Genomic DNA, 20,288 nt, shown 5'->3' with positions numbered 1-20,288 from the left:
TATACAAAATTGCATCAGTTCATAAAAAAATGGAAAACTATCAACTCAGCCCAAAAAACTGGTCACAAGAAACTTACATCAAAGCTTTCAATAAAGCAGCACACGCACATCAAGGTCAGAAAATTCCAGGTTCTGAAATACCTTACATCGTGCACTTGAATTTTGTAAGTATGGAAGTAATTGCAGCTCTAAGTGTAGAAACAGAACATGACGGAAACCTTGCTATTCAATGTGCTATTTTACATGACACAATCGAAGATACTGATACAACATTTAAGGAAATAAAAACTGAATTTGGTGAATCAGTAGCTAATGGTGTACTTGCACTAACCAAAGATGAAAGTTTAGCAAAACATCTTCAAATGGCAGATAGTTTACAAAGGATTAAGAAGCAACCGCAAGAAATATGGATGGTGAAATTAGCAGATAGAATCAGCAATCTACAAGCACCACCACATTATTGGACTCAAGACAAAATTATTCGATATCGAGAAGAAGGTATTCAGATTTATGAAGCTTTACAGGATGCAAGTCCATTTCTTGCTTCACGCTTGGCAAAGTTAATTGAAGATTACAAAGTGTTTATCAAATAGATAGACTTTAAAGGGCAAAATACACTTTTGTTGTTAGCGTAATCAATAGATTTAAATTGTAGCGATGCTTACGGTAGGCGGTTATGCGATCGCATTCGCTTTGCATATCTATCTTAGCACTACAGGTGATATCTATTACTTTTACTTAAAACTTGTGAGTTAAATCACACTAGCAGCCTAAGCACTGAGATAGCATTATATTTATGCATAAAATATTATAGACAAAATGATGGAATTACTTGAACTAATGTTGGTGCTAGCTACAGTAGTTGGTGTTGCAGACGGTAACACAATTTTGGTTAAAGATAATGCAGGACAAACAACTACAATGAAGCTAGCGTGTATTAATGCACCAGATGCGACTGGCCAGCCATATAGTTTAGCAGCAACACAAAAGTTAAAACAGCTACTACCACCTCAAACTCCTGTTGTGATTAGAAGCACAGAACAAATCAAAAGTGGTCGCACAGCTGGTGAAGTGTTTGTGAATAATCGGTCAGTAAATCTCCTTTTAGTGGAGTCAGGTAATGCCGTAGTTGACCGACAATCTTTACAAAATTGCTACGAGAGCAAAACCCAATTTTTAATCGCAGAAGCTAATGCTAAAAATAAGCACTTGGGATTGTGGCAGCAACCAAAAGTGCAGTTAAAGTTCCATGCTAAGTAAGCACTTGCATTGTCAGTTATGACTAATTGCGTGGGTGTAGTCCGTTATAGCAAAAAGTTAGAGCAGCAGAAGCCGCTGCTCTGTTATTTTAAGCTAGACATCGCCTAAATTAGGGCAGTTTTACGATTGCTATACTTACTTTCATTCTTTTAGATTTTTCATATTTAATTTTTCGAAATAGTTGCATTTTTAATATCACCAATCAATTCATCAATTCTTGATTTTGTTGTGTTCCAAGAACACATAAAACGTACTCCTCCCACACCAATAAATGTATAAAATTGCCAATTATTTGCTTTTAAGGCGTGAATCACTTGCTCAGGTAATTTAACAAATACAGCGTTGGCTTCTCTAGGAAACATCAAGTCAATGCCTTCTATATTTAATAGTTCATTTTCTAAATATTCAGCACATTGATTGGCATGTCTGGCATTTTTTAGCCAAGCACCAGTTTCTAATAAACCCAACCAGGGAGCAGAAATAAACCGCATTTTTGAGGCTAGCTGACCTGCTTGCTTGCATCGATAATCAAAATCCTCTGCTAGCGCTTTGTTGAAGAAAAGTATGGCTTCACCTAATGCCATTCCATTCTTTGTACCACAAAAGCATAATACATCTACTCCAGTTTTCCAAGTAATTTCAGCAGGGCTTTTATTCATAGCGGCAACTGCATTTGCAAAACGAGCGCCATCCATGTGAATTTTTAAGTTATACTTTTTCGCAACTTCTTTAATACTTAAAAGTTCTTCAATAGAATATATAGTTCCTAATTCAGTTGATTGTGTAACACTAATAACTTTCGGTTTGGGATAATGAATATCAGTACGTTTAGTTACAATTGTCTCTATAGCCTCTGATGTTAATTTGCCATTTTTACCTTGAGCAAGTAACAGTTTAGAGCCATTAGATGCAAATTCAGGTGCGCCACATTCATCTGTTTCTATGTGAGATGTTTCATGACAAATAACGCTGTGATATGACTGACAAAGTGCAGCTAAAGACAAAGAATTTGCGGCTGTACCATTAAAGGTAAAAAATACTTCACAATCAATTTCAAAGAGTTCCCTAAAATAATCTGTGGCTTTTTGAGTCCATTCATCATTTCCATAGGCTGGAACACTCCCTTGATTTGCCCTAATCATATATTCCAATGCTTCAGGACATATACCAGATGAATTATCACTTGCAAACTGTTCTAAGTTGCTACTCATAATTTCTACTTTGATTTTTAACAGTAATTATTACAATAATAGTAAAGATTTTTGGCAATTGCCAACTCCCAGATTGACAAGGGATGCTATTAACTTCTAAAATTATCCAATACCTCTGTTAATTACAATAACTTTCAATGGTAGGAAACTAAATGTTTTTATAGCTATACTTAATCATTCGCGAAACACAAGCTTTCCAAGTTATCTCAGAAATGAGGAATCTGAAAATTTTCATTTTTACTAATAAAATATAATTGCTATATATTGCATCAACCTATTAATTAGCTTTATTGTCGTAGCTTTTCTCTGAAGTAGTTATCAAAATAATTAGTATATTTATACTATTGTAATGACTTTGCTGATGTCCACATAAAACTGGAGTATTTGTTTACCATCACTGAGACGGTAAAATTACTACGGTGTCTTCGTTAGCCTTGCGTTGAGGGTATTTTGGGACGTGAAACATCGCAAATAACTAAATATTATGCTAAAAAAATAAAGTTTGCTAATCAGAATGCTAATCATGTACTTATAATGTACTATGCAATGCTCTACCAATAACTATGACATCACTATTGGGCATATTTGTCGTTTGTCAGTAGTCATTTGTTTATTTTCTACTGACTGACTAATGACTCTCCAGGTGACGCTTCTTCTGGTGCATATGCTACCTACGTGTAGCTTACTTCTCTGTAGGGGCACATACGTCGCTAACACCAGTTACTTTTTCATTGGCAAAGCAGCGCGTCCCGTGAGGAAAGAGTACAAGTTGGGGAACCCGTCCAAGGCACTGGCTCACCAATGACCAATGACTAATAACTAATGACTGAACCATTGATTGAACTGAAAGGTGTTTCTAAGTCCTTTGGTAGCCATAAAGTTCTAGATAATGTAGACTTGACCATTTACCGGGGAGAAGCACTGGGGATTATTGGTCCATCAGGGACTGGTAAATCAACAATTTTACGGATAATGGCGGGGTTACTTACTCCCGATGAAGGAGAAATTTATGTGCAAGGATTGCGGCGAGACGGTTTGATTGAGGATGGTGGCCAGCAGGTTGGCATTGGTATGGTGTTTCAGCAGGCGGCGCTATTTGATTCGCTGACAGTGGAGGAAAATGTAGGATTTTTACTTTATCAAAATTCAAAGCTGCCGCGATCGCGCATCCGAGATTTGGTAAAAGAAAAATTGGAGATGGTAGGTTTGCCAGCAATAAGCCACCTCTACCCAGCCGAACTTTCCGGGGGAATGCGAAAACGGGTAAGTTTTGCCCGTGCAATTATGTCTAACCCTGATAATCCCAATGAAGGGCCAGAAGTTCTACTATACGACGAACCAACAGCCGGACTTGATCCCATTGCCTCAACAGTAATCGAAGATTTAATCCGCCATTTGCAATGTTTACATGGAGTTTGTAGTACCTATGCCGTTGTTACTCACCAAGACAGCACTATCCGCCGTACAGCTGATAGACTGATATTTCTCTATGAAGGTAGAGTCCAGTGGCAAGGCACAGTTAGTGAAATATACAACACAGAACATCCGTTAATCAGACAATTTATTAGTGGAAGTGTGCAAGGACCGATTCAAGTTGTCGGCTAGAAACTTAAAAGCGAAGAGTTATAAACTGAGGAGTTATGAGTTAAATTCAACTTATAACTCCTCACTCCTAACTCCTAATTGGTTGTTGTTGGAGGCAAAAAAATGCGAGGTCTTATGACAAGCCGCTTCGCGTCTGGGCGAACATTTAGAGAAGGCTCTGTGGGGTTGTTACTCCTGCTAGGACTAGGGGTATTTGGATTACTATTTCTATGGTTAAATCGATTCAGTGCTGCTGGCCGTTCATACAAAATTATTGTGGAATTTGCTAATGCTGGCGGGATGCAAAAGGGAGCAGCAGTTCGGTATCGTGGAGTTAAAGTAGGAACTATTTCCCAGGTTCGACCAGGGCCAAATGCTATTGATGTAGAGATTGAAATTGCCCAAACTGACCTGATTATCCCCCGTAATTTAGTGGTGGAAGCTAATCAAAGCGGATTAATTAGCGAAAGTATTATCGACATCACACCAAAAACAACCTTACCTGCTGGGGTTGTGCTTGCTAAACCCCTAGATAAAAGTTGCGATCCCAGTCTCATAGTCTGTAATGGTTCTCGGTTAAAAGGTCAGGTTGGCATCAGTGTTGATGCACTAATTCGCAGTTCAACTGAGCTAGCTGCTGTATACAATGACCCAAAATTTTATAGAAATGTCAATCGGGTTCTAGAAACCACCACAGGTGCAGCATCCAGTTTTACTGAGCTAAGTCAGGATTTACAAGGTTTGACCAAAAGCTTACAACAACAACTTAGTACCTTTTCAGCCACGGCTAATTCAGTGCAACGGGCGACAAACCAACTTAATGCATCTACGACTCAAACTGTAAATAAATTCGGTGCAACTGCAACTCAAGCAAATCGTTTGTTGAACAACCTCGATAATCTGTTGACAACAAATCGTTCGTCACTGGTTGGTGCTTTGAACAATATCACCGAAACCAGCAACCAACTGCGTGTTACAGTCAGTAGCCTATCACCATCTGTCAATCGATTGACTCAAGGAGAATTACTCAACAATTTAGAAGCTCTTTCAGCAAATGCAGCACAAGCCTCAGCTAATTTACGCGATGCTTCTAAAACCTTAAACGATCCAAAGAATGCGGTGTTGCTGCAACAAACTTTAGATTCAGCACGAGTAACGTTTGAAAATACCCAAAAAATTACATCCGATTTGGATGAATTGACAGGCGATCCTAATTTCCGCCAAAATCTGCGGCAATTGGTGAATGGTTTAAGTGGTTTAGTATCTTCTACACAACAGATGCAGCAACAAGTACAAGTTGCTAATACTTTAGATTCGGTAAAAGCTGCTGTAAGCAAACCAAATAATCTAATTCCTCCCCCAGCACCAACCCAACAGGCGATGTTTCATGACAAGTCCCTACCCGTCTACGTAATTAATCCCTCACCTGCTAATTTGGGAAGTACCGACACCATCCTGCAACCAACCCCCAGTCCGTCTATCCCTAACTCATCTCAAGAAGGCCTCTTGAAGCAGCTGCGGGAGTATGGCAAGCAACGGGAGGAACTGGAGACGGGGAAAGAGGCAGTACAAGCTGACAATTTTAAGTAAGATGTTAATGTTCATCGACACCATTCGCCAGAACCTTGAAAACCGCATAATTTCGTTGACTGGTGTCGATTGTTTGCACAGCAAGGGTTTCAGGCTGCAAAATTAATTGATAGTTGTTGACACTTAAAAAAAGTGGAGATTTGAAGTTAGGCAAAGGCACAGAATTAGCAGAAGCCATTCCAGTGCTGAGTGGGAGGAAATAACTAATGCCCCAATGCCCAATCCCTTAATTCCAATCCTGTTCCTCTTTCTTACCCCGACTTTTGTAAATTCCCCCCAAATCATGAATTTGACGAGTTTTCTCAAAAAGCTCGGCTTCGGTCAAACCCCACTGTTGCAAAACTTTATCCAGGTCTTTTTGAATGTCTCTGGCCCCTGGAAACCCTTGATAACGCATTCGCAGTCTAGCCAATTCTGCTAAGTTATAGTCTGTCGCCTCTTGAGCGAGTAAAATATCAATAAGGGGGCGATCGCGGTTATAAAGAGGATGTTGTTGGTCTTTACCAGCCGTTGCTTCAGTCATCGTCTGTCCTGAGTGTCGAGTGCTGTTAGCGGTAGCGGGGATTCAGCCCGTCCTGAGTTTTAAGTTTAGCTGAAAGAGAAGCGCAGGACAGGCACAACAAAATTGTCAAATACTGAACAGCTAACTGTCAATTTTGTAGCTTTTTACTTTCACCGTACTCTAATTTAGCACTCAGCACTCCTATTAGACGGCAACTACACCTGAGGTCTTACGGCTCTCACCACTGCTAGTTAACTTTAAATAAAGTTACATTAGTCCTTAAGAAAATACAAAAAACTTTAGATGAGGGTGAATTTATCTCACCCAAAGTCCAAGCAGCGAGGGAGCAAGAACCCATTATGTTTGAACACTTCACTTCCGAAGCCATTAGAGTAATTATGTTAGCTCAGGAGGAAGCACGTCGCCTGGGACACAATTTTGTAGGAACTGAACAAATTCTCCTGGGTTTGATGGGAGAAGGAACTGGGGTTGCTGCTAAAGTGCTGGCCGAATTAGGCGTTACCCTCAAAGATGCACGTCGCGAGGTAGAAAAAATTATTGGTAGGGGTTCTGGCTTTGTACCACCAGAAATTCCTTTTACTCCTAAGGTTAAAAGCCTCTTCGAGCAATCGTTTAAAGAAGCTCATAGTCTAGGACAGAATTACATTAACACTGAACACTTACTCTTAGGATTAACTGAGGCTGGTGAAGGTGTCGCCGCCAAAGTATTGCAAAATCTAGGTGTAGACTTCAAGAGTGTCCGCAGTGCCATAGTTCGCCGTTTGGGTGAAAATGCACCAGCTTTCGCTGGGAGTGGTAATCAAAAGCGTACCCAACCGCTAACTATGGAAGAGTTTGGCAGGAATTTAACCAAATTAGCCCAAGAAGGCAGACTTGACCCCGTAGTCGGTCGCCAGAAAGAAATTGAACGGGCGATCCAAATTCTCGGTCGCCGCACTAAGAATAACCCAGTGTTGATTGGAGAACCAGGAGTTGGTAAAACTGCGATCGCAGAAGGTCTAGCTCAACGAATTATCAACCAGGATGTTCCTGAAAGTTTGCAAGACAAGCAAGTTATCAGCCTCGATATGGGGTCATTGGTAGCTGGAACTCGCTTCCGTGGCGATTTTGAAGAACGCATCAAAAAAGTTGTGGAAGAAGTCCGCACTGTGGGCAATATCATCTTGGTGATTGATGAGATTCACACCTTGGTTGGTGCTGGTGGTACAGAAGGTGGCTTGGATGCAGCCAACATCCTTAAACCTGCCTTAGCACGAGGTGAACTCCAGTGCATCGGCGCAACTACCCTCGATGAGTATCGGAAGCATATTGAGCGTGATGCCGCCCTAGAGCGTCGTTTCCAACCGATTCAGGTTGGTGAACCCTCGGTAGAAGAAACCGTACAAATTCTTTACGGCTTGCGCGGCGCTTACGAACAGCACCACAAAGTCACAATTTTGGATTCGGCACTTGTAGCAGCAGCACAATTATCAGACCGCTATATTAGCGATCGCTTCTTGCCAGATAAGGCAATAGACTTGATTGATGAAGCTGGTTCTCGCGTTCGTCTGCGGAACTCTCAAAGTTCTCCCAATAAAGAACTGAAGCGTGAACTCGCTGGCGTTACCAAAGAAAAAGAAGCAGCAGTCAGAGTCCAAGATTTTGACAAAGCTACACAACTGCGCGACCAAGAGTTAAAACTCGCAGAACAACTGCAAGCAACGTTTACACAAAACGATCAACCTGTCAACTCGACTGTAGTTGACGAAGAAGACATCGCCCAAATCGTTGCCTCTTGGACTGGCGTACCAGTCAACAAGCTCACTGAATCTGAGTCAGAGTTGCTCCTGCACCTAGAAGACACTCTGCACCAACGGCTCATCGGTCAAGAGCAAGCAGTCTCGGCTGTATCTCGCGGCATCCGTCGCGCTCGCGTCGGACTGAAAAATCCCAATCGTCCCATTGCGAGCTTTATCTTCTCTGGTCCAACTGGAGTCGGTAAAACAGAATTGGCGAAGGCATTAGCTGCCTACTTCTTCGGTTCGGAAGACTCGATGATTCGCCTAGATATGTCCGAATACATGGAAAGCCACACCGTCGCCAAGCTAATTGGTTCGCCTCCTGGTTATGTAGGATACGACGAAGGCGGACAGCTTACAGAAGCCGTACGGCGGAAACCTTACACAGTGCTGCTATTCGACGAAATCGAAAAAGCACACCCCGATGTATTCAATATGCTGCTACAACTCTTGGATGACGGTCACCTTACCGATGCCAAAGGTCGGAAAGTTGACTTCAAGAACACGCTGATCATTTTGACTTCCAACATCGGTTCCAAGGTGATTGAAAAAGGTGGTAGTGGTTTAGGCTTTGACTTCGACACTCAAGCCGACGCTAGTTATAACCGCATCCGCACCTTGGTAAATGAAGAATTGAAAGCTTACTTCCGTCCTGAGTTCCTCAACCGTCTCGATGAGATCATCGTCTTCACCCAGCTTTCCAAGGATGAAGTTAAGCAAATCGCTGAAATTATGCTCCGCGATGTTGCTAATCGCTTGACGGAAAAGGGAATTATCTTAGAAGTTAGCGATCGCTTCAAAGAACTTGTGGTACAAGAAGGCTATAACCCCAGCTACGGCGCTAGACCATTACGTCGGGCAATTATGCGCCTTTTAGAAGATTCTCTCGCCGAAGCAATGCTGTCTGGTCAAATTACAGATGGAGACACAGCGCTGATCGATGTTGATGATGACTCTCAGGTGAGAGTACAAAAATCAGAAAAACGAGAATTGCTCTTGGCAAATGTTGGCTAATTTTATACCCGATCGCTTTTTGCTGTACTATTTGAGAAACACCTAGCCTCTTATCTAAGTAGAGGCACAACCAGGGGCATCTCCGACAAACATCAAGTGAAATGGTATTATATCTTTCACCCCTAGTATAAATACTGGGGGCTTTTTTTTATGCAATATTCTTTTGGATGCAGCTGTGTTACTCTACGAACACTTTGTATTCTCCACAAATCAACAACTTATTGGGATATTGATTCCTCTGCCAACAATTCTGATGCTGCTTCACTTTCAACTACATTATCGGAATCACCAGATTTAGAAAACCCATCTGCTACATCTTTGATAAAACCAGCTACAGGTACCGCGACTAGCAAACCTAAAACTCCACCAACATTGGTTCCTACAAGCAAAGCAATTAACACCCATATTGGTCTAATACCAGTAAATTTACCTAAAAGACGTGGTGCGATCGCCTGATCGATTAACTGGTCAATGACAACAGCTACCGCAAAAACCTTCACTGCTAGCCAAAAGTCATGTGACGCTATTATTAAAGTTATTAGAACAAGACTGACGACATCACCAAAGGGAACTAAGCTCAAAAGCCCAACTCCCAAGCCAAAGAGTAAAGCAAACTGGACTTGAAAACCTAAAAACAATAATGTTATTGAAAATCCCATCAGCAAAGCTAAACTTACCTGACCAATCAAGTAATTTTGGAAGTTTTGCTGAATAGATTGACTTACCTTTTGAGGAAAACTTCCAGGTAATCTCTTAAATATTCCCTGCCAAATTCTTGGTCCATCTAACAATAGATAAAAAGTCAGCACTACCGTAATTAATGCTTCAGAAATACTATCAATTGTATCTATAATAATACTTAAAAGTTTATCAGATACAAACTCTAATTCATTCGGTAGTTGCTCAGTAATTCGTGTTAATAGCTGACTTAAATTCACATTTAATTTGTGCCTAAAAAACCAATCATTTAAAATCTGAAGTTTTTCTTCGCTAGAATCAATCCATTGGGGAAAGACTTTAACCATCTCATTAAATTGCTCTAACACAATGGGTACTAAAGTAATACCTAGAGCAATCACAATTAACAATGCTAATATAAAAACTATTGCTACTGCGTAGCTGCGTTTAACTCCCCGCTGTTGCAGAATCGAAACAGGGTAGTTTAAAACAAATGCAAGCAAAGTAGCCAAGACAAGAATTGTTACCACAGGTTGAAGATTTTTAACCAGCAAAAACGCTAGCCAAGCATTGAGAAAGACCAGAGGAAATAGCAGCGTAAAAATTAACCATTTAAGTAGTTGATTGAGTGAAAAATTCATAATTAATTTAAAAATCCAAATTATTCTAGTTACTAGATTGAACCGGGTAATTAAATATGCTCAGGAGGAAATGGATGATAAAAATTTCCCCCCATTCCCTACTCCCAATTATTTTGAGTACTAAGTTTCAGTAAAAGCTAAAAATTGCTCTTCATTTATTCGCCCTGCTTGATATAGAGTATTAGTAATTTCCGAAATAGTTAAAACTGCATGACCGCGATAACCATTTTGCTGTAACCTATCTTTCACCCCTTGTTCATGGTCAATAAATACCACAATGTCATTAACATTTAATCCTGCTGATTCCAACTTTCCTGCCCCTTCCATGACACTTTTGCCGCTGATGAGAATATCATCAACCACCACAACTGTTTCACCAGGATGAAAGTTACCCTCAATTACTCTCCGAGTTCCATGTGCCTTAACCTCTTTACGAGGAAAAATCATTGGACAATGAAGGCGCAAAGCTAAACCAGTCGCAGTAGGTAAAGAACCATAGGGAATACCTGCTAATCTATCAAAATTCAGGTTCTTCAAAATATCCTCATAAGCGGTGAGAACTTGATTAAAAACTTGGGGGTTGGAAATAATTTTGCGTAAGTCAATGTAATAAGGAAATATAGCTCCTGATGCTTGGACAAAGCTGCCAAACATAATACAGTCAATATCATAAAGTTGTAAAATCAAATCCTGTTGGGGGTGCTGATTTAGCAAACAAACATTAGAAAACCACACAGAACATGTGGAATTTTCGTGAATAATTTCAGCTTTGATTTGATTAATTTCTTGGCGTAGAGACTGGACTTCCTCAGATAACTGTGTGTTTACCAACATATCTTGAGGAACAGGAATTAGTAAACCATCACCGTTAGCATTTAAACCTGCTTCTAAAATTTGCTTCAGGTTCTGGCCTTCCGCCCAGATGCTACGCGCCATAATAATTCGTTCAGGCGCAATTGCTCGAATAAGTGCTAAAACTTCAGGATTTGTAGTTCCCACTTCCAAACCCAATTGTTCTGGAGTTCCCCAGGTTTTTGATTCTTTTACCACCTGTAAATAAAGGGGTGATTCGTTTGTAGGATATTGCTGTAAAGCTTCTGCACCTGGATTAGAAGTACAGCATAAAATAAATACCGCTTTATCAGGATAGACCAAAAAAGGTGCTACATGATCTTGCCCTGTATAGGGACTCAGAGTGATTGCATCCACTTGCCATTCTGTAAACACAGTCTGGGCAACGATGGTACTAGTATTTAAGTCACTGTGTTTGGCATCTAAAATAACTGGGATATGAGCTGGAATAGCTGCTAAAGTTTTGTACAGCAGTTCTAAACCGGGAATACCTAGCGCTTCGTAAAAGCCAAGTGTCGGTTTATAAGCACAAACGAAATCAGAAGTTTCAGCAATAATGAATTGTAACCATTTCTCCAAACCAGCCATGAGTTCTTCAGTATCATAACGCACAGGCATCATCTCTGGATTTGGATCAAGTCCTACAAATAGTAAGCTTTGATTTTGCAAAATATTGCGATTCAATTTATCAAAAAAGTTCATTTTTTTAGTTTAAAAAAAGATTGTTTATCAAAACATTGATTCTGTTAATTCAGTACCACCAGCTTTCTGCCCTAATCGAGAGTGAATTACAGCAAATAAGATAACCATTGGCACTGAGGAAAAGTGAACAATTCGCAATGCTTGCCAATCGCCAAATAAATCAACAATCCACGGAAATTGAGCAGGTTTATACATTCCTATTCCTGTTAATAACGCCAGCAGCAAAATAGGAATGATTGCCGTATAAGCAATCCGATGCCAAGCATAAATTAGACGTTTGGAATTTTGACTTTTTTGTAATGCTTTGAAGTCATTAGCACCGACAAACCGATGTCGCCAACGTCGGGTGATTAAAATGTAAATTCCATACCACAAGAGATTTAGCGAGAATAGCCACATTGCTGCAAAATGCCAGTGTCTACCTCCTGCAAGCCAACCTCCTAAAGTAAATATTGGAGGAATGTGCAAACCTGCACGTCCACCAAAAACAGGGTTGGCGTTGTAAATTTGTAATCCACTGGTAAGCATAATAAATAGACTAATGATGTTACACCAGTGGAAAATTTTGGCTCCTATTGGTTGATTGGGTAGCTTTCGAGTTTGAGAGGAGGTCGAAGTCATAGATTTTGACTGATAAAATTTGTTGTTTATCTGTCTTGGGTAAATAGTCCAGCAAATTTGGGGGTGGACATTACTCACCTTTATTTTCCCATCCTCTGACTCAGTATTCTGACATTGATGGTCTACCATCTGCTGTTTTAAATGTCAGTTTAGGTGTGGCTAAAGTTGTTTTAAGTTAAATTTTCAAAATTGGGCGATATCTACGATGGGCTATTGGGTAGCGTTGCTAAGATGCTGTACCCTGTTTTAGTGCCTACGATCAAAGATATTCTATCCAGTGTAGCTCTAGCGGCGATCGCTAATTGGACTGATTATGAAGGAAACATGGATTTCTGAGCGCCGCATGATTCAACTACCTGGATTAACTATTGATCGTCATATCTCAGCACCGAATGAGCTTGAATTCACGGGATGCAACTATCATCTGCTTTGTATCTTGTTAAGCGATCATAATCAACAAAAAATCACTCGCATCGGTGAACAAGAATCAGAAAAACCTCAAGCCAAAAGGGATTTCTGGATTTGTCCTGCAAAAATGTCGGGGCTTTGGGCATGGGAGAGTACCGATGAATCGCTGATGTTTGTGATTGATCCACTGTTTTTGGCTCGAACGGCAGAAGAAGTTGGTGGGCTGAATGAAAACAAGGTTGAATTGCTCACTAGGGTAAGTGCCCACGATCCACAGATTGAAGCGATCGCTCGTTTGTTTCAAGCAGAATTTGACACGGGTGGAATCGGTGGCCATCTTTATGCCGAATCGCTAGTACAGGTGTTGCTCGTTCACTTGCTGCGACAATACTGTGCATTTTCACTAAAAATGCAGCCCGATGTGGGAGGAATGCCTAATAATCGACTCCAGTCGGTGTTGGAATACATTCACAGCTATTTGGATCGACCGCTACATCTAGCTGAATTAGCAGAAATTGCGGGTATGAGTCAATATTATTTTTGCCGATTATTTAAGCAGTCAATGGGTGTAGCACCTTATCAATATGTACTTGGGCAACGAATGGAAAAAGCTAAAGAACTATTGCAACAAAGAAAATATGCGATCGCAGAAATTGCTCTCCTTGTTGGTTGTGCAGATCAAAGCCGCTTTACAAGACATTTTAAAAAATATGTCGGAGTCACACCCAGGATGTTTTTAAAGAAAAATTAGAATGGGTACATCTGATTTGGGAAGTTCTAAATTAGTCAGTACTCCTTTACTGATTACTGTTACAGTAGTCTGTTCGCAATAAAACAATAAATTGCATTCCATCACTTCCTCGCTCAAATGATTGCTGATACTGGAATCCCAATTTCTGCCATACCCGTATCGCACGCTTGTTGAATGCTGCGATCGTTACCCGCCGTAGGCATCGCAAGAATGACCTAAATCATGATTATATGTAGCAAGAAAAGTCTATCGTTTATCCAGTAGTACATTGTACCTTCATTTGTGGGATCTACGACTGATGAACACACACCAGTGAAAGCGATCAATTAAGGGTACACCAAAAAATTTTATGAGAAGAATTAGTCGGATTTTGCTTTCTATCGTTCTCGTCAGCACTGCTGTAGTTTCCGTAGCGGTAGATTGGAACGCGACTCACCTCTTTAACTCCGAATGGCATCCCCATGCTAAATTTCATGATGCAGTAATGCTGTGGTTACTGAGTGGCATGAGTATTGTGGCGCTGTGGTTACTATGGCGACGAACAACTGAACCTGATATCGGTTACACCGTGGCAATGTTAGTACCTGTGATCTTCTGGTCACCCTTTTTCTTTGTGACGCTAGTAATTCCTGGAACCAGTTTGCAAGCTGATCTTAAAGAACCTCCACCAATTATAGGAGGTATTCCCATTTATCCTAACGTTGCTGTTGCAACAGTCAGTGTTATTTTGGCGTTGATTGGCTATGGCTTGTACCGCGCTTCTAAGTCAGAAGCGAATAGTTTATGAACAGGTTAATCCTGGTTTTCGGTTTAGCATTGCTAATTAGTTTTCTGCCGAGTCAATCAGCTGTGGCTCACATTGGACATGGTAGCTTTCTGATGCAAAACCTGGCTCAGATGACCCTCTCTCCATCCTTAATGTTCAGTGGAATCGGCATCGCCCTGGTGGCTGGAGCCGGACACGCTCTTTCACCTGGACACGGAAAAACGATGGTAGCAGCATATCTCGTTGGTTCGCGGGGTACTCCTGGGCAAGCAGTTGTGCTAGGGCTTGTGACAACCGTTACCCACACAATCAGCGTTTTTGCACTGGGTATTTTAGCCTTATTATTATCTCAATATATTTTACCAGAGCAATTGTATCCATTTCTCAGTCTACTGAGCGGATTGATGGTCTGTAGTGTTGGTTTTTGGTTACTCGATCGCTATCTCAACCCTACACCAGAACATCATCATCACACTCACAATGATTCTGCTCATCATCATCATACTCACAACGATCGCCACCATTCTGGAAATTCTCAAGTTACGTTACAGTCTCTTTTAACTCTGGGAATCGCTGGTGGTCTAGTTCCTTGCCCGTCAGCACTGGTATTATTGTTGAGCGCGATCGCACTTCATCAAACTGCATACGGTTTAATCTTGGTATGTGCATTTAGTGTGGGATTAGCAATCGTACTAGTAACTATTGGTTTAGTCATTATCTATGCTCACCAATGGCTGAAGGGTTTTTCATGGGTTCAACCATTTCAGCAGTATACGCCGATAATTAGTGCGATCGCAGTAATTATTGTAGGAAGTGTACTCATGGCTTGTGCTGTAATTTAGGTGTAAAAAAGACAATACAGTTCAGTTCAGCTTGCAAAAAATAACACCTTGTGCCTAAGGTTAATTATTTAAAAACTGGCATGTTTTCTAATCGCGGTATACTGTCTTGCTGTTGTATTCATCTCAATTACTAACTCTGTGCCTTGACCTAATTGAGAATTACACTTAAGTTTACCTTGATGTTTTTCAACTATAATTTCTCGACTAATTGAAAGCCCCAGTCCCTTACCTTTACCTACTGGTTTAGTCGTAAAAAATGGTTCAAATATATGTTTTTGGATATGGAGAAGTATGCCTTTACCATTGTCAAAAATGCGAATTATGACTTTTTGTTTTTTCCCTAGTCGTTTGTCATTTACCCAAGGCTCATTACTATTGACCAATGATAAATGACTGCTAACGATTTCTGTATTAATCAAAATTTTGGGGGTAAAGGAATAATCATATTTCATCTTTTCTTCTAAGGCATCAATAGCATTAGTCAAGATGTTCATGAATACCTGATTTAGGTCACCAGGGTAACACTCGATTAAGGGCAATTCACCAAAGTTTTTAATTACTTCAATCCTGGCTCTATCAGGCTTTTCTTTCAGACGATGCTGCAAAATCCTCAGAACACTATCAAGTCCTTCATGCAAGTTAACCTTTTTCATTTGACCTTCGTCAGAGCTTGAAAAATTCCGTAAGGCGAAAACAATTTCTTTGACGCGCTCAGATCCGGCTCGCATTGACCACAGCAATTTTAAAAAGTCTGTCTTCACAAAACCAAGGTCGAGGCGTTGCAGATGTAAGGCAATAACTGGGGCGGGTGTGGGATAGTAATGTTGGTAAAGTTCAATGATTCTGATTAAGTCTTCAGCGTATTGACTGGCAGGATGAAGATTGCCGTAGATGAAGCTAACCGGATTGTTAATTTCGTTAGCCATATCTGCCACCAGTTGACCGAGATTAGCCATTTTCTGGTTTTGTAATAACTGCTTTTGGCTATATTTGAGTTCATCTAGGGTAATTTCTAGCTGCTGTGATTTTTCCTTAATTTGGTCTTCGCTAGACTGGCGTTGGGCAATTTCTGTTTGGAGTTGTTCAAATAGTTGGTATTGTTGAGTAGCGTAGGCGCAGCCCGTCGTAGACATCGCTTTATCCTGAGTAATATCCTTGTGCGTCCCCGCCATTCGTATTGGCTTCCCAAATTCATCCCACTGAAATACTTTGCCACAAGCCAGAATCCACTTCCACTCACCGGATTTAGTCAACATTCTGAATTCGACTTCAAACACAGGTGTGGATCCTTGGAGATAATCGTGTAATATCTGGCGAATTCTCGGTAAATCTTGTGGATGTACAAGTTGCTCAAAGGATTGATAATCGTTGTCGATTTCGTCTACTTCATATCCCACGATGCTTTTCCACTGGGGATCGTAATAAGTTTTATCAGTTACCAGATTCCAATCCCACAACCCTAAGCCACTGGCTATTAATGCCATTTGTAAGGCCGCTTGTGAGCTTTGACAAGCATCTAAATTTTCTGGAGATAAGTCTTTTTGTCCTTTTTGCAGTAATTCTGGTTCTGGGAAACTCTGGGAATCTTGTACTGCAAGTGGAGTTTCTGGTTCATGGGTAGCGGGTTCTTGGATATGCATAGCTGCTGGTACCGATGAGGAAGATATCCTGTAGCTCTCTCTACGCTGTCTTAGCACCCTGACGATCCAGTGATGGACAAATCGTCTACTTGGTTTATTGGGCTGTAACTTAGGTCAGAGATATATCAGCCCATATCATCAATTTGGATGGAATTTAGAAAAAGGTAAACAGACGAATGTAACCTCTGTTGCGATCGCAATGGCGATTTTTTAGAAAAAATAGCTACATTGTGTGCATCTACATTCTAAGATAAGTCTAAAAAAAGTAGTTCAAATCACATACAATTACCTAAAAACTCGGAAAAATTTGTAAAAAAAATTCTATGATTAAGTCACGTCAAATATTTGAGGATACAAAAAAATTGTCAAGACTTGTTTGTACCTTTTTTAGTCAGGGCTGGCTGCTATCTATACAAGGCAGGCTACATTGAGTTCCAAAGCATAATGGTGTGAGAAAGTTTCATGCTTAATTAGAGCCGATGAGTAATGACTATAGATGAAGTAGTTTTGCTACTAAAAGCCAGTCAAGCAACCGGTTTAACGACGCTCCAAGAGATCATATTGCGTTCTTCGTGGGAAGGAAAAACCTACACCAATATAGCCTGTGAAGCGCACTACAGCGAAGAATGTGTCAGGAAAATTGCTGCTCATTTATGGCAAGTACTGAGTTCTTTTTGCAAAGAACCGATAAATAAATCCAACTTCCGCCAGATTCTAGAAAATCACCATCTTAGTAAAGCGCATCAGCAGTTAGTTCAGGAATTCAACCGAGTAGCCACGGCGATATCCTTAGAATTCCCTAGTGAACCAGTATCCCTTAATTCCAGATTTTACATCTCTCGCCCGCCAATTGAAGAACTCGCCTACGCAGAAATAGTTGAACCAGGGAGTGTTATTTGCATCAAAGCACCCAAGAAGATGGGGAAAAGCTCTCTGATTTTGCGGTTGCTTGCACGCGCTAACAATCAAGGCTTTCGCACCGTGACGTTGGATTTTCAGCAAGCAGACAAAGCAGTATTTGAGAGTTTGGATAAATTTTTGCGCTGGTTCTGTGCCAATGTCAGTCGGGAGTTACAGCTAGAACCAAAACTCAATGATTATTGGGATGAAGATATTGGTAGCAAAGTCAGTTGCTCTATCTATTTCCAACAGTATTTACTGTCTGTGCTGGAAACTCCCCTTGTCTTGGTATTGAATGAGGTGGATTGGGTGTTTGAGCATCAAGAAATTGCTGGAGAATTGTTACCATTGGTGCGATCGTGGCATGAACGAGCCAAAGGGGTAGAAATTTGGCAAAAACTGCGTCTAGTTCTGGTTTATTCAACAGAAATACTTATTACTATAAAACTGACTCAATCGCCGTTTAATATTGGTTTGACAATTAATTTACCTCCTTTTACGAAAGAGCAGGTGCAGGATTTAGCACAACGTCACGGGTTGGATTGGACAGATGGGAAAGATGCCGAGAGTTTGATGGCAATAGTGGGAGGAAATCCTTTTTTAGTGAGGTTGGCTTTGTATCACCTTGTGGGTAAAGGGGGATTAGAACGGGATTTAGAACAGCTATTGCAACAAGCACCCACAAAAGCCGGAATTTATCACGAGTATTTAAGGCAGTATGTGTTAGCGCTACAAGATAAGCCAGAATTGGAAAATGCTTTTTATGAAGTGATTAACGCTACAAATTATGTGGCATTAGAGCTAAGATTGGCATGTAAATTACAGAGTATAGGGCTAATTAATGTAGAAGGTGATCGCAGTACTCCTGCGTGTGAATTATATCGTTTATATTTCCGACAATATCTGAAAACAAGCGAGAGTTTAAACAGCGGCTATTTTAACTGTGAGTTTAGGCTTGGCTAGCGTTATTTCTGCAAGAGAAACTGAGTCTGCAACTTTAGTTTATGCTGCTGAGTGAGGACTCTATTAAGCAAAATTACGTCATGTCTACGACGAGCGATCGCGTTATAGTTTAATATAGAAATTATAATCAAGTAAGGAACTTGAGTAATGGCTAGTGCGACCATCACGAGCAAAGGACAAATAACTATTCCTCAAGAAATTAGGGATTATCTTAATCTGGATATAGGTAGTAAGGTTGATTTTGTCATTGATGAAAATGGAACAGTCAAACTGATTCCCCTGAATGTTCCTATCCAAAGCTTGTCTGGGATTTTACATCGTCCGGGAATGAAAAGTGCAACTTTAGAAGAAATGGAAGCAGCAATCCAAGAAGGTTCAAGTGATTGGACTTGATACAAATATTTTAGTGCGTTACTTGACAAAAGATGATGAAAAGCAGTGGAAGCAAGCTGCTGAAATTATCGAAGGGGGAGAGCAATGTTTTGTTGCTAATATAGTTCTCTGTGAATTAGTCTGGGTTTTGCGCGGGAACCCTTATAAATTTAGTAAGGAAGAAATTAGTAATACCATAGACTTGATGCTGCAATGTTCGGTGTTTTAGTTAGAAAATCGCTCTATAGTTTATCAAGCATTACAGCGATTTAAGCAGGGAAGTGCAGATTTATCTGACTATTTAATTGGTGCGATCGCTCAAGATTCTGGTTGTAGTTCTATAGTAACTTTTGACAGAAAGTTGAGAAGCGAAAAGGGATTTGATTTATTTGAGTAATGCTTGTCTCTAAACCAGGCGATCGCCCCTTCTAGTTGAGAACACTAGGTTTTATCTTGATATTCTTTGACTTTGGCATATAAACTGGCAACTGTTTCTTCTGCAAACAGTTTTTCTTGAAGTTGTAAATAATCGCCTTCATCTAGTTTACAAGCTGCCCAAAATTTCATTACCTTCGATGGTTCTAAGTGGGTGAGTAAAACCTGCATCACTTCTTGTAAATTTTGTTGTTCGTCAATAACCCAATACGGTTCAGTTAAGGGCTAATTGTACAAAATTGTGGGTTTTCGAGTTTTCGAGACGCGATAAATTGCCGTCTCTACAAGTGTTTTGGTATTATCTGAACTATATTGGTCAATAACCTTAATTTTCATTTCATCCCTCCAAAATAAAATCAATTGGGTTGATTACCCTGAGGGTCATATAGCTTCTTCTACAACTTTCCCTAAAGAAAAGCGATCGCACTCATTCATCTCTAAACCACCAAAGGCGATCGCTTGTAGATTTACACTTCTTTTCTAGAGCGATGTCTCCGACGGGCTACGCCTACGCCAGCTTTCGGCTCAATGATATACCAAAATGAATGCGTGAATTACTCAAATGAGTAAGCAAACTGGGGTTTGAGAAAGTAAAAGCTTATTTTACTTGCGGAAAACACCAAAATGAGTAAGCAAACTGGGGTTTGAGAAAGCAAAAGCTCTATTTGCTTGCGGAAAACACTAAAATGAGTAAGCAAACTGGGGTTTGAGAAAGTAAAAGCTCATTTTGCTTGCGGGAAACACCAAAATGAGTAAG

At 40.4% G+C, this 20,288-nt stretch carries 19 protein-coding genes and 1 pseudogene; 12 read left to right on the top strand and 8 right to left on the bottom strand.

The window, feature by feature from the left end:
- Positions 1-29 precede the first annotated feature (29 nt).
- Both RM347_RS10945 and RM347_RS10940 read left to right on the top strand, forming a co-directional pair.
- Positions 30-593, top strand: coding sequence for an HD domain-containing protein (locus RM347_RS10945; RefSeq protein ID WP_322721848.1), 564 nt, complete (start codon positions 30-32; stop codon positions 591-593).
- Positions 594-819: 226 nt separating this feature from the next.
- Entirely contained in the window at positions 820-1,260 is a 441-nt protein-coding gene (locus tag RM347_RS10940; RefSeq protein WP_322721847.1) for a thermonuclease family protein, read from the top strand.
- Between the two features lie 164 nt (positions 1,261-1,424).
- On the opposite strand, the gene RM347_RS10935 is transcribed toward RM347_RS10940, so the two are convergent.
- The gene (locus tag RM347_RS10935; protein WP_322721846.1) at positions 1,425-2,471 is read right to left on the bottom strand and encodes a low specificity L-threonine aldolase; all 1,047 of its coding nucleotides are present in this window, start codon (positions 2,469-2,471) and stop codon (positions 1,425-1,427) included.
- Positions 2,472-3,293: 822 nt separating this feature from the next.
- Here RM347_RS10935 and RM347_RS10930 point away from each other — a divergent pair.
- Together RM347_RS10930 and RM347_RS10925 are read left to right on the top strand one after the other, a co-directional pair.
- Entirely contained in the window at positions 3,294-4,076 is a 783-nt protein-coding gene (locus tag RM347_RS10930; RefSeq protein WP_322721845.1) for an ABC transporter ATP-binding protein, read from the top strand.
- Between the two features lie 102 nt (positions 4,077-4,178).
- On the top strand, positions 4,179-5,645 hold the full coding sequence (locus tag RM347_RS10925; RefSeq protein WP_322721844.1) for an MlaD family protein: 1,467 nt from the start codon (positions 4,179-4,181) through the stop codon (positions 5,643-5,645).
- Positions 5,646-5,649: 4 nt separating this feature from the next.
- Here RM347_RS10925 and RM347_RS10920 read toward each other — a convergent pair whose 3' ends face one another.
- Both RM347_RS10920 and RM347_RS10915 read right to left on the bottom strand, forming a co-directional pair.
- On the bottom strand, positions 5,650-5,823 hold the full coding sequence (locus RM347_RS10920) for a hypothetical protein (RefSeq protein WP_322721843.1): 174 nt from the start codon (positions 5,821-5,823) through the stop codon (positions 5,650-5,652).
- 48 nt (positions 5,824-5,871) lie between these two features.
- Positions 5,872-6,168 (bottom strand): DUF3288 family protein, encoded by a 297-nt coding sequence (locus RM347_RS10915; RefSeq protein WP_322721842.1) that lies wholly within the window; start codon positions 6,166-6,168, stop codon positions 5,872-5,874.
- Between the two features lie 338 nt (positions 6,169-6,506).
- Between RM347_RS10915 and RM347_RS10910 the strand changes: the two genes are divergently transcribed.
- Complete coding sequence (locus RM347_RS10910; RefSeq protein ID WP_322721841.1) at positions 6,507-8,960, top strand: ATP-dependent Clp protease ATP-binding subunit; 2,454 nt, start codon at positions 6,507-6,509, stop codon at positions 8,958-8,960.
- A 218-nt stretch (positions 8,961-9,178) separates the two neighbouring features.
- Here RM347_RS10910 and RM347_RS10905 read toward each other — a convergent pair whose 3' ends face one another.
- The 3 genes from RM347_RS10905 to RM347_RS10895 all read right to left on the bottom strand — a co-directional run bounded on the left by RM347_RS10905 (position 9,179) and on the right by RM347_RS10895 (position 12,454).
- Complete coding sequence (locus RM347_RS10905; protein ID WP_322721840.1) at positions 9,179-10,279, bottom strand: AI-2E family transporter; 1,101 nt, start codon at positions 10,277-10,279, stop codon at positions 9,179-9,181.
- A 120-nt stretch (positions 10,280-10,399) separates the two neighbouring features.
- The gene (locus tag RM347_RS10900) at positions 10,400-11,833 is read right to left on the bottom strand and encodes a bifunctional orotidine-5'-phosphate decarboxylase/orotate phosphoribosyltransferase (RefSeq protein WP_322721839.1); all 1,434 of its coding nucleotides are present in this window, start codon (positions 11,831-11,833) and stop codon (positions 10,400-10,402) included.
- Between the two features lie 27 nt (positions 11,834-11,860).
- Positions 11,861-12,454 (bottom strand): cytochrome b/b6 domain-containing protein, encoded by a 594-nt coding sequence (locus RM347_RS10895; protein ID WP_322721838.1) that lies wholly within the window; start codon positions 12,452-12,454, stop codon positions 11,861-11,863.
- Positions 12,455-12,643: 189 nt separating this feature from the next.
- Between RM347_RS10895 and RM347_RS10890 the strand changes: the two genes are divergently transcribed.
- From RM347_RS10890 to RM347_RS10875, 4 genes are all read left to right on the top strand, one after another.
- Complete coding sequence (locus tag RM347_RS10890; RefSeq protein WP_322721837.1) at positions 12,644-12,790, top strand: hypothetical protein; 147 nt, start codon at positions 12,644-12,646, stop codon at positions 12,788-12,790.
- On the top strand, positions 12,768-13,613 hold the full coding sequence (locus tag RM347_RS10885; protein ID WP_322721836.1) for a helix-turn-helix transcriptional regulator: 846 nt from the start codon (positions 12,768-12,770) through the stop codon (positions 13,611-13,613). Before RM347_RS10890 ends, RM347_RS10885 begins: the two co-directional genes overlap by 23 nt.
- Positions 13,614-13,962: 349 nt before the next feature.
- Positions 13,963-14,400, top strand: a complete 438-nt coding sequence (locus RM347_RS10880) for a DUF6640 family protein (protein ID WP_322721835.1) — start codon at positions 13,963-13,965, stop codon at positions 14,398-14,400.
- Positions 14,397-15,221 carry a nickel/cobalt transporter gene (locus tag RM347_RS10875; RefSeq protein ID WP_322721834.1) on the top strand — a complete coding sequence of 275 codons (825 nt, stop codon included), beginning with the start codon at positions 14,397-14,399 and terminating at the stop codon, positions 15,219-15,221. Before RM347_RS10880 ends, RM347_RS10875 begins: the two co-directional genes overlap by 4 nt.
- Before the next feature lie 68 nt (positions 15,222-15,289).
- Here RM347_RS10875 and RM347_RS10870 read toward each other — a convergent pair whose 3' ends face one another.
- Positions 15,290-16,861, bottom strand: coding sequence for a PAS domain-containing sensor histidine kinase (locus RM347_RS10870; RefSeq protein WP_322721833.1), 1,572 nt, complete (start codon positions 16,859-16,861; stop codon positions 15,290-15,292).
- Between the two features lie 486 nt (positions 16,862-17,347).
- On the opposite strand from RM347_RS10870, the gene RM347_RS10865 reads away from it, so the two are divergent.
- From RM347_RS10865 to RM347_RS10855, 3 genes and pseudogenes are all read left to right on the top strand, one after another.
- Positions 17,348-18,724 carry an AAA-like domain-containing protein gene (locus RM347_RS10865; protein ID WP_322721832.1) on the top strand — a complete coding sequence of 459 codons (1,377 nt, stop codon included), beginning with the start codon at positions 17,348-17,350 and terminating at the stop codon, positions 18,722-18,724.
- A 147-nt stretch (positions 18,725-18,871) separates the two neighbouring features.
- The gene (locus tag RM347_RS10860) at positions 18,872-19,117 is read left to right on the top strand and encodes an AbrB/MazE/SpoVT family DNA-binding domain-containing protein (protein WP_322721831.1); all 246 of its coding nucleotides are present in this window, start codon (positions 18,872-18,874) and stop codon (positions 19,115-19,117) included.
- A pseudogene (locus tag RM347_RS10855) lies at positions 19,104-19,493 on the top strand (PIN domain-containing protein). The gene RM347_RS10860 and the pseudogene RM347_RS10855 overlap by 14 nt, the downstream one beginning before the upstream one ends.
- A 44-nt stretch (positions 19,494-19,537) precedes the next feature.
- Here RM347_RS10855 and RM347_RS10850 read toward each other — a convergent pair.
- A complete protein-coding gene (locus RM347_RS10850; RefSeq protein WP_322721997.1) occupies positions 19,538-19,705 on the bottom strand; it encodes a hypothetical protein in 168 nt (55 codons plus the stop codon).
- Positions 19,706-20,288: the final 583 nt, after the last annotated feature.

This window comes from Nostoc sp. ChiQUE02 (assembly GCF_034531305.2).
Classification (GTDB): domain Bacteria; phylum Cyanobacteriota; class Cyanobacteriia; order Cyanobacteriales; family Nostocaceae; genus Nostoc.
Note: the sequence above shows the minus strand (reverse complement) of the source record. Positions and strands in the feature narration are given on the sequence as shown.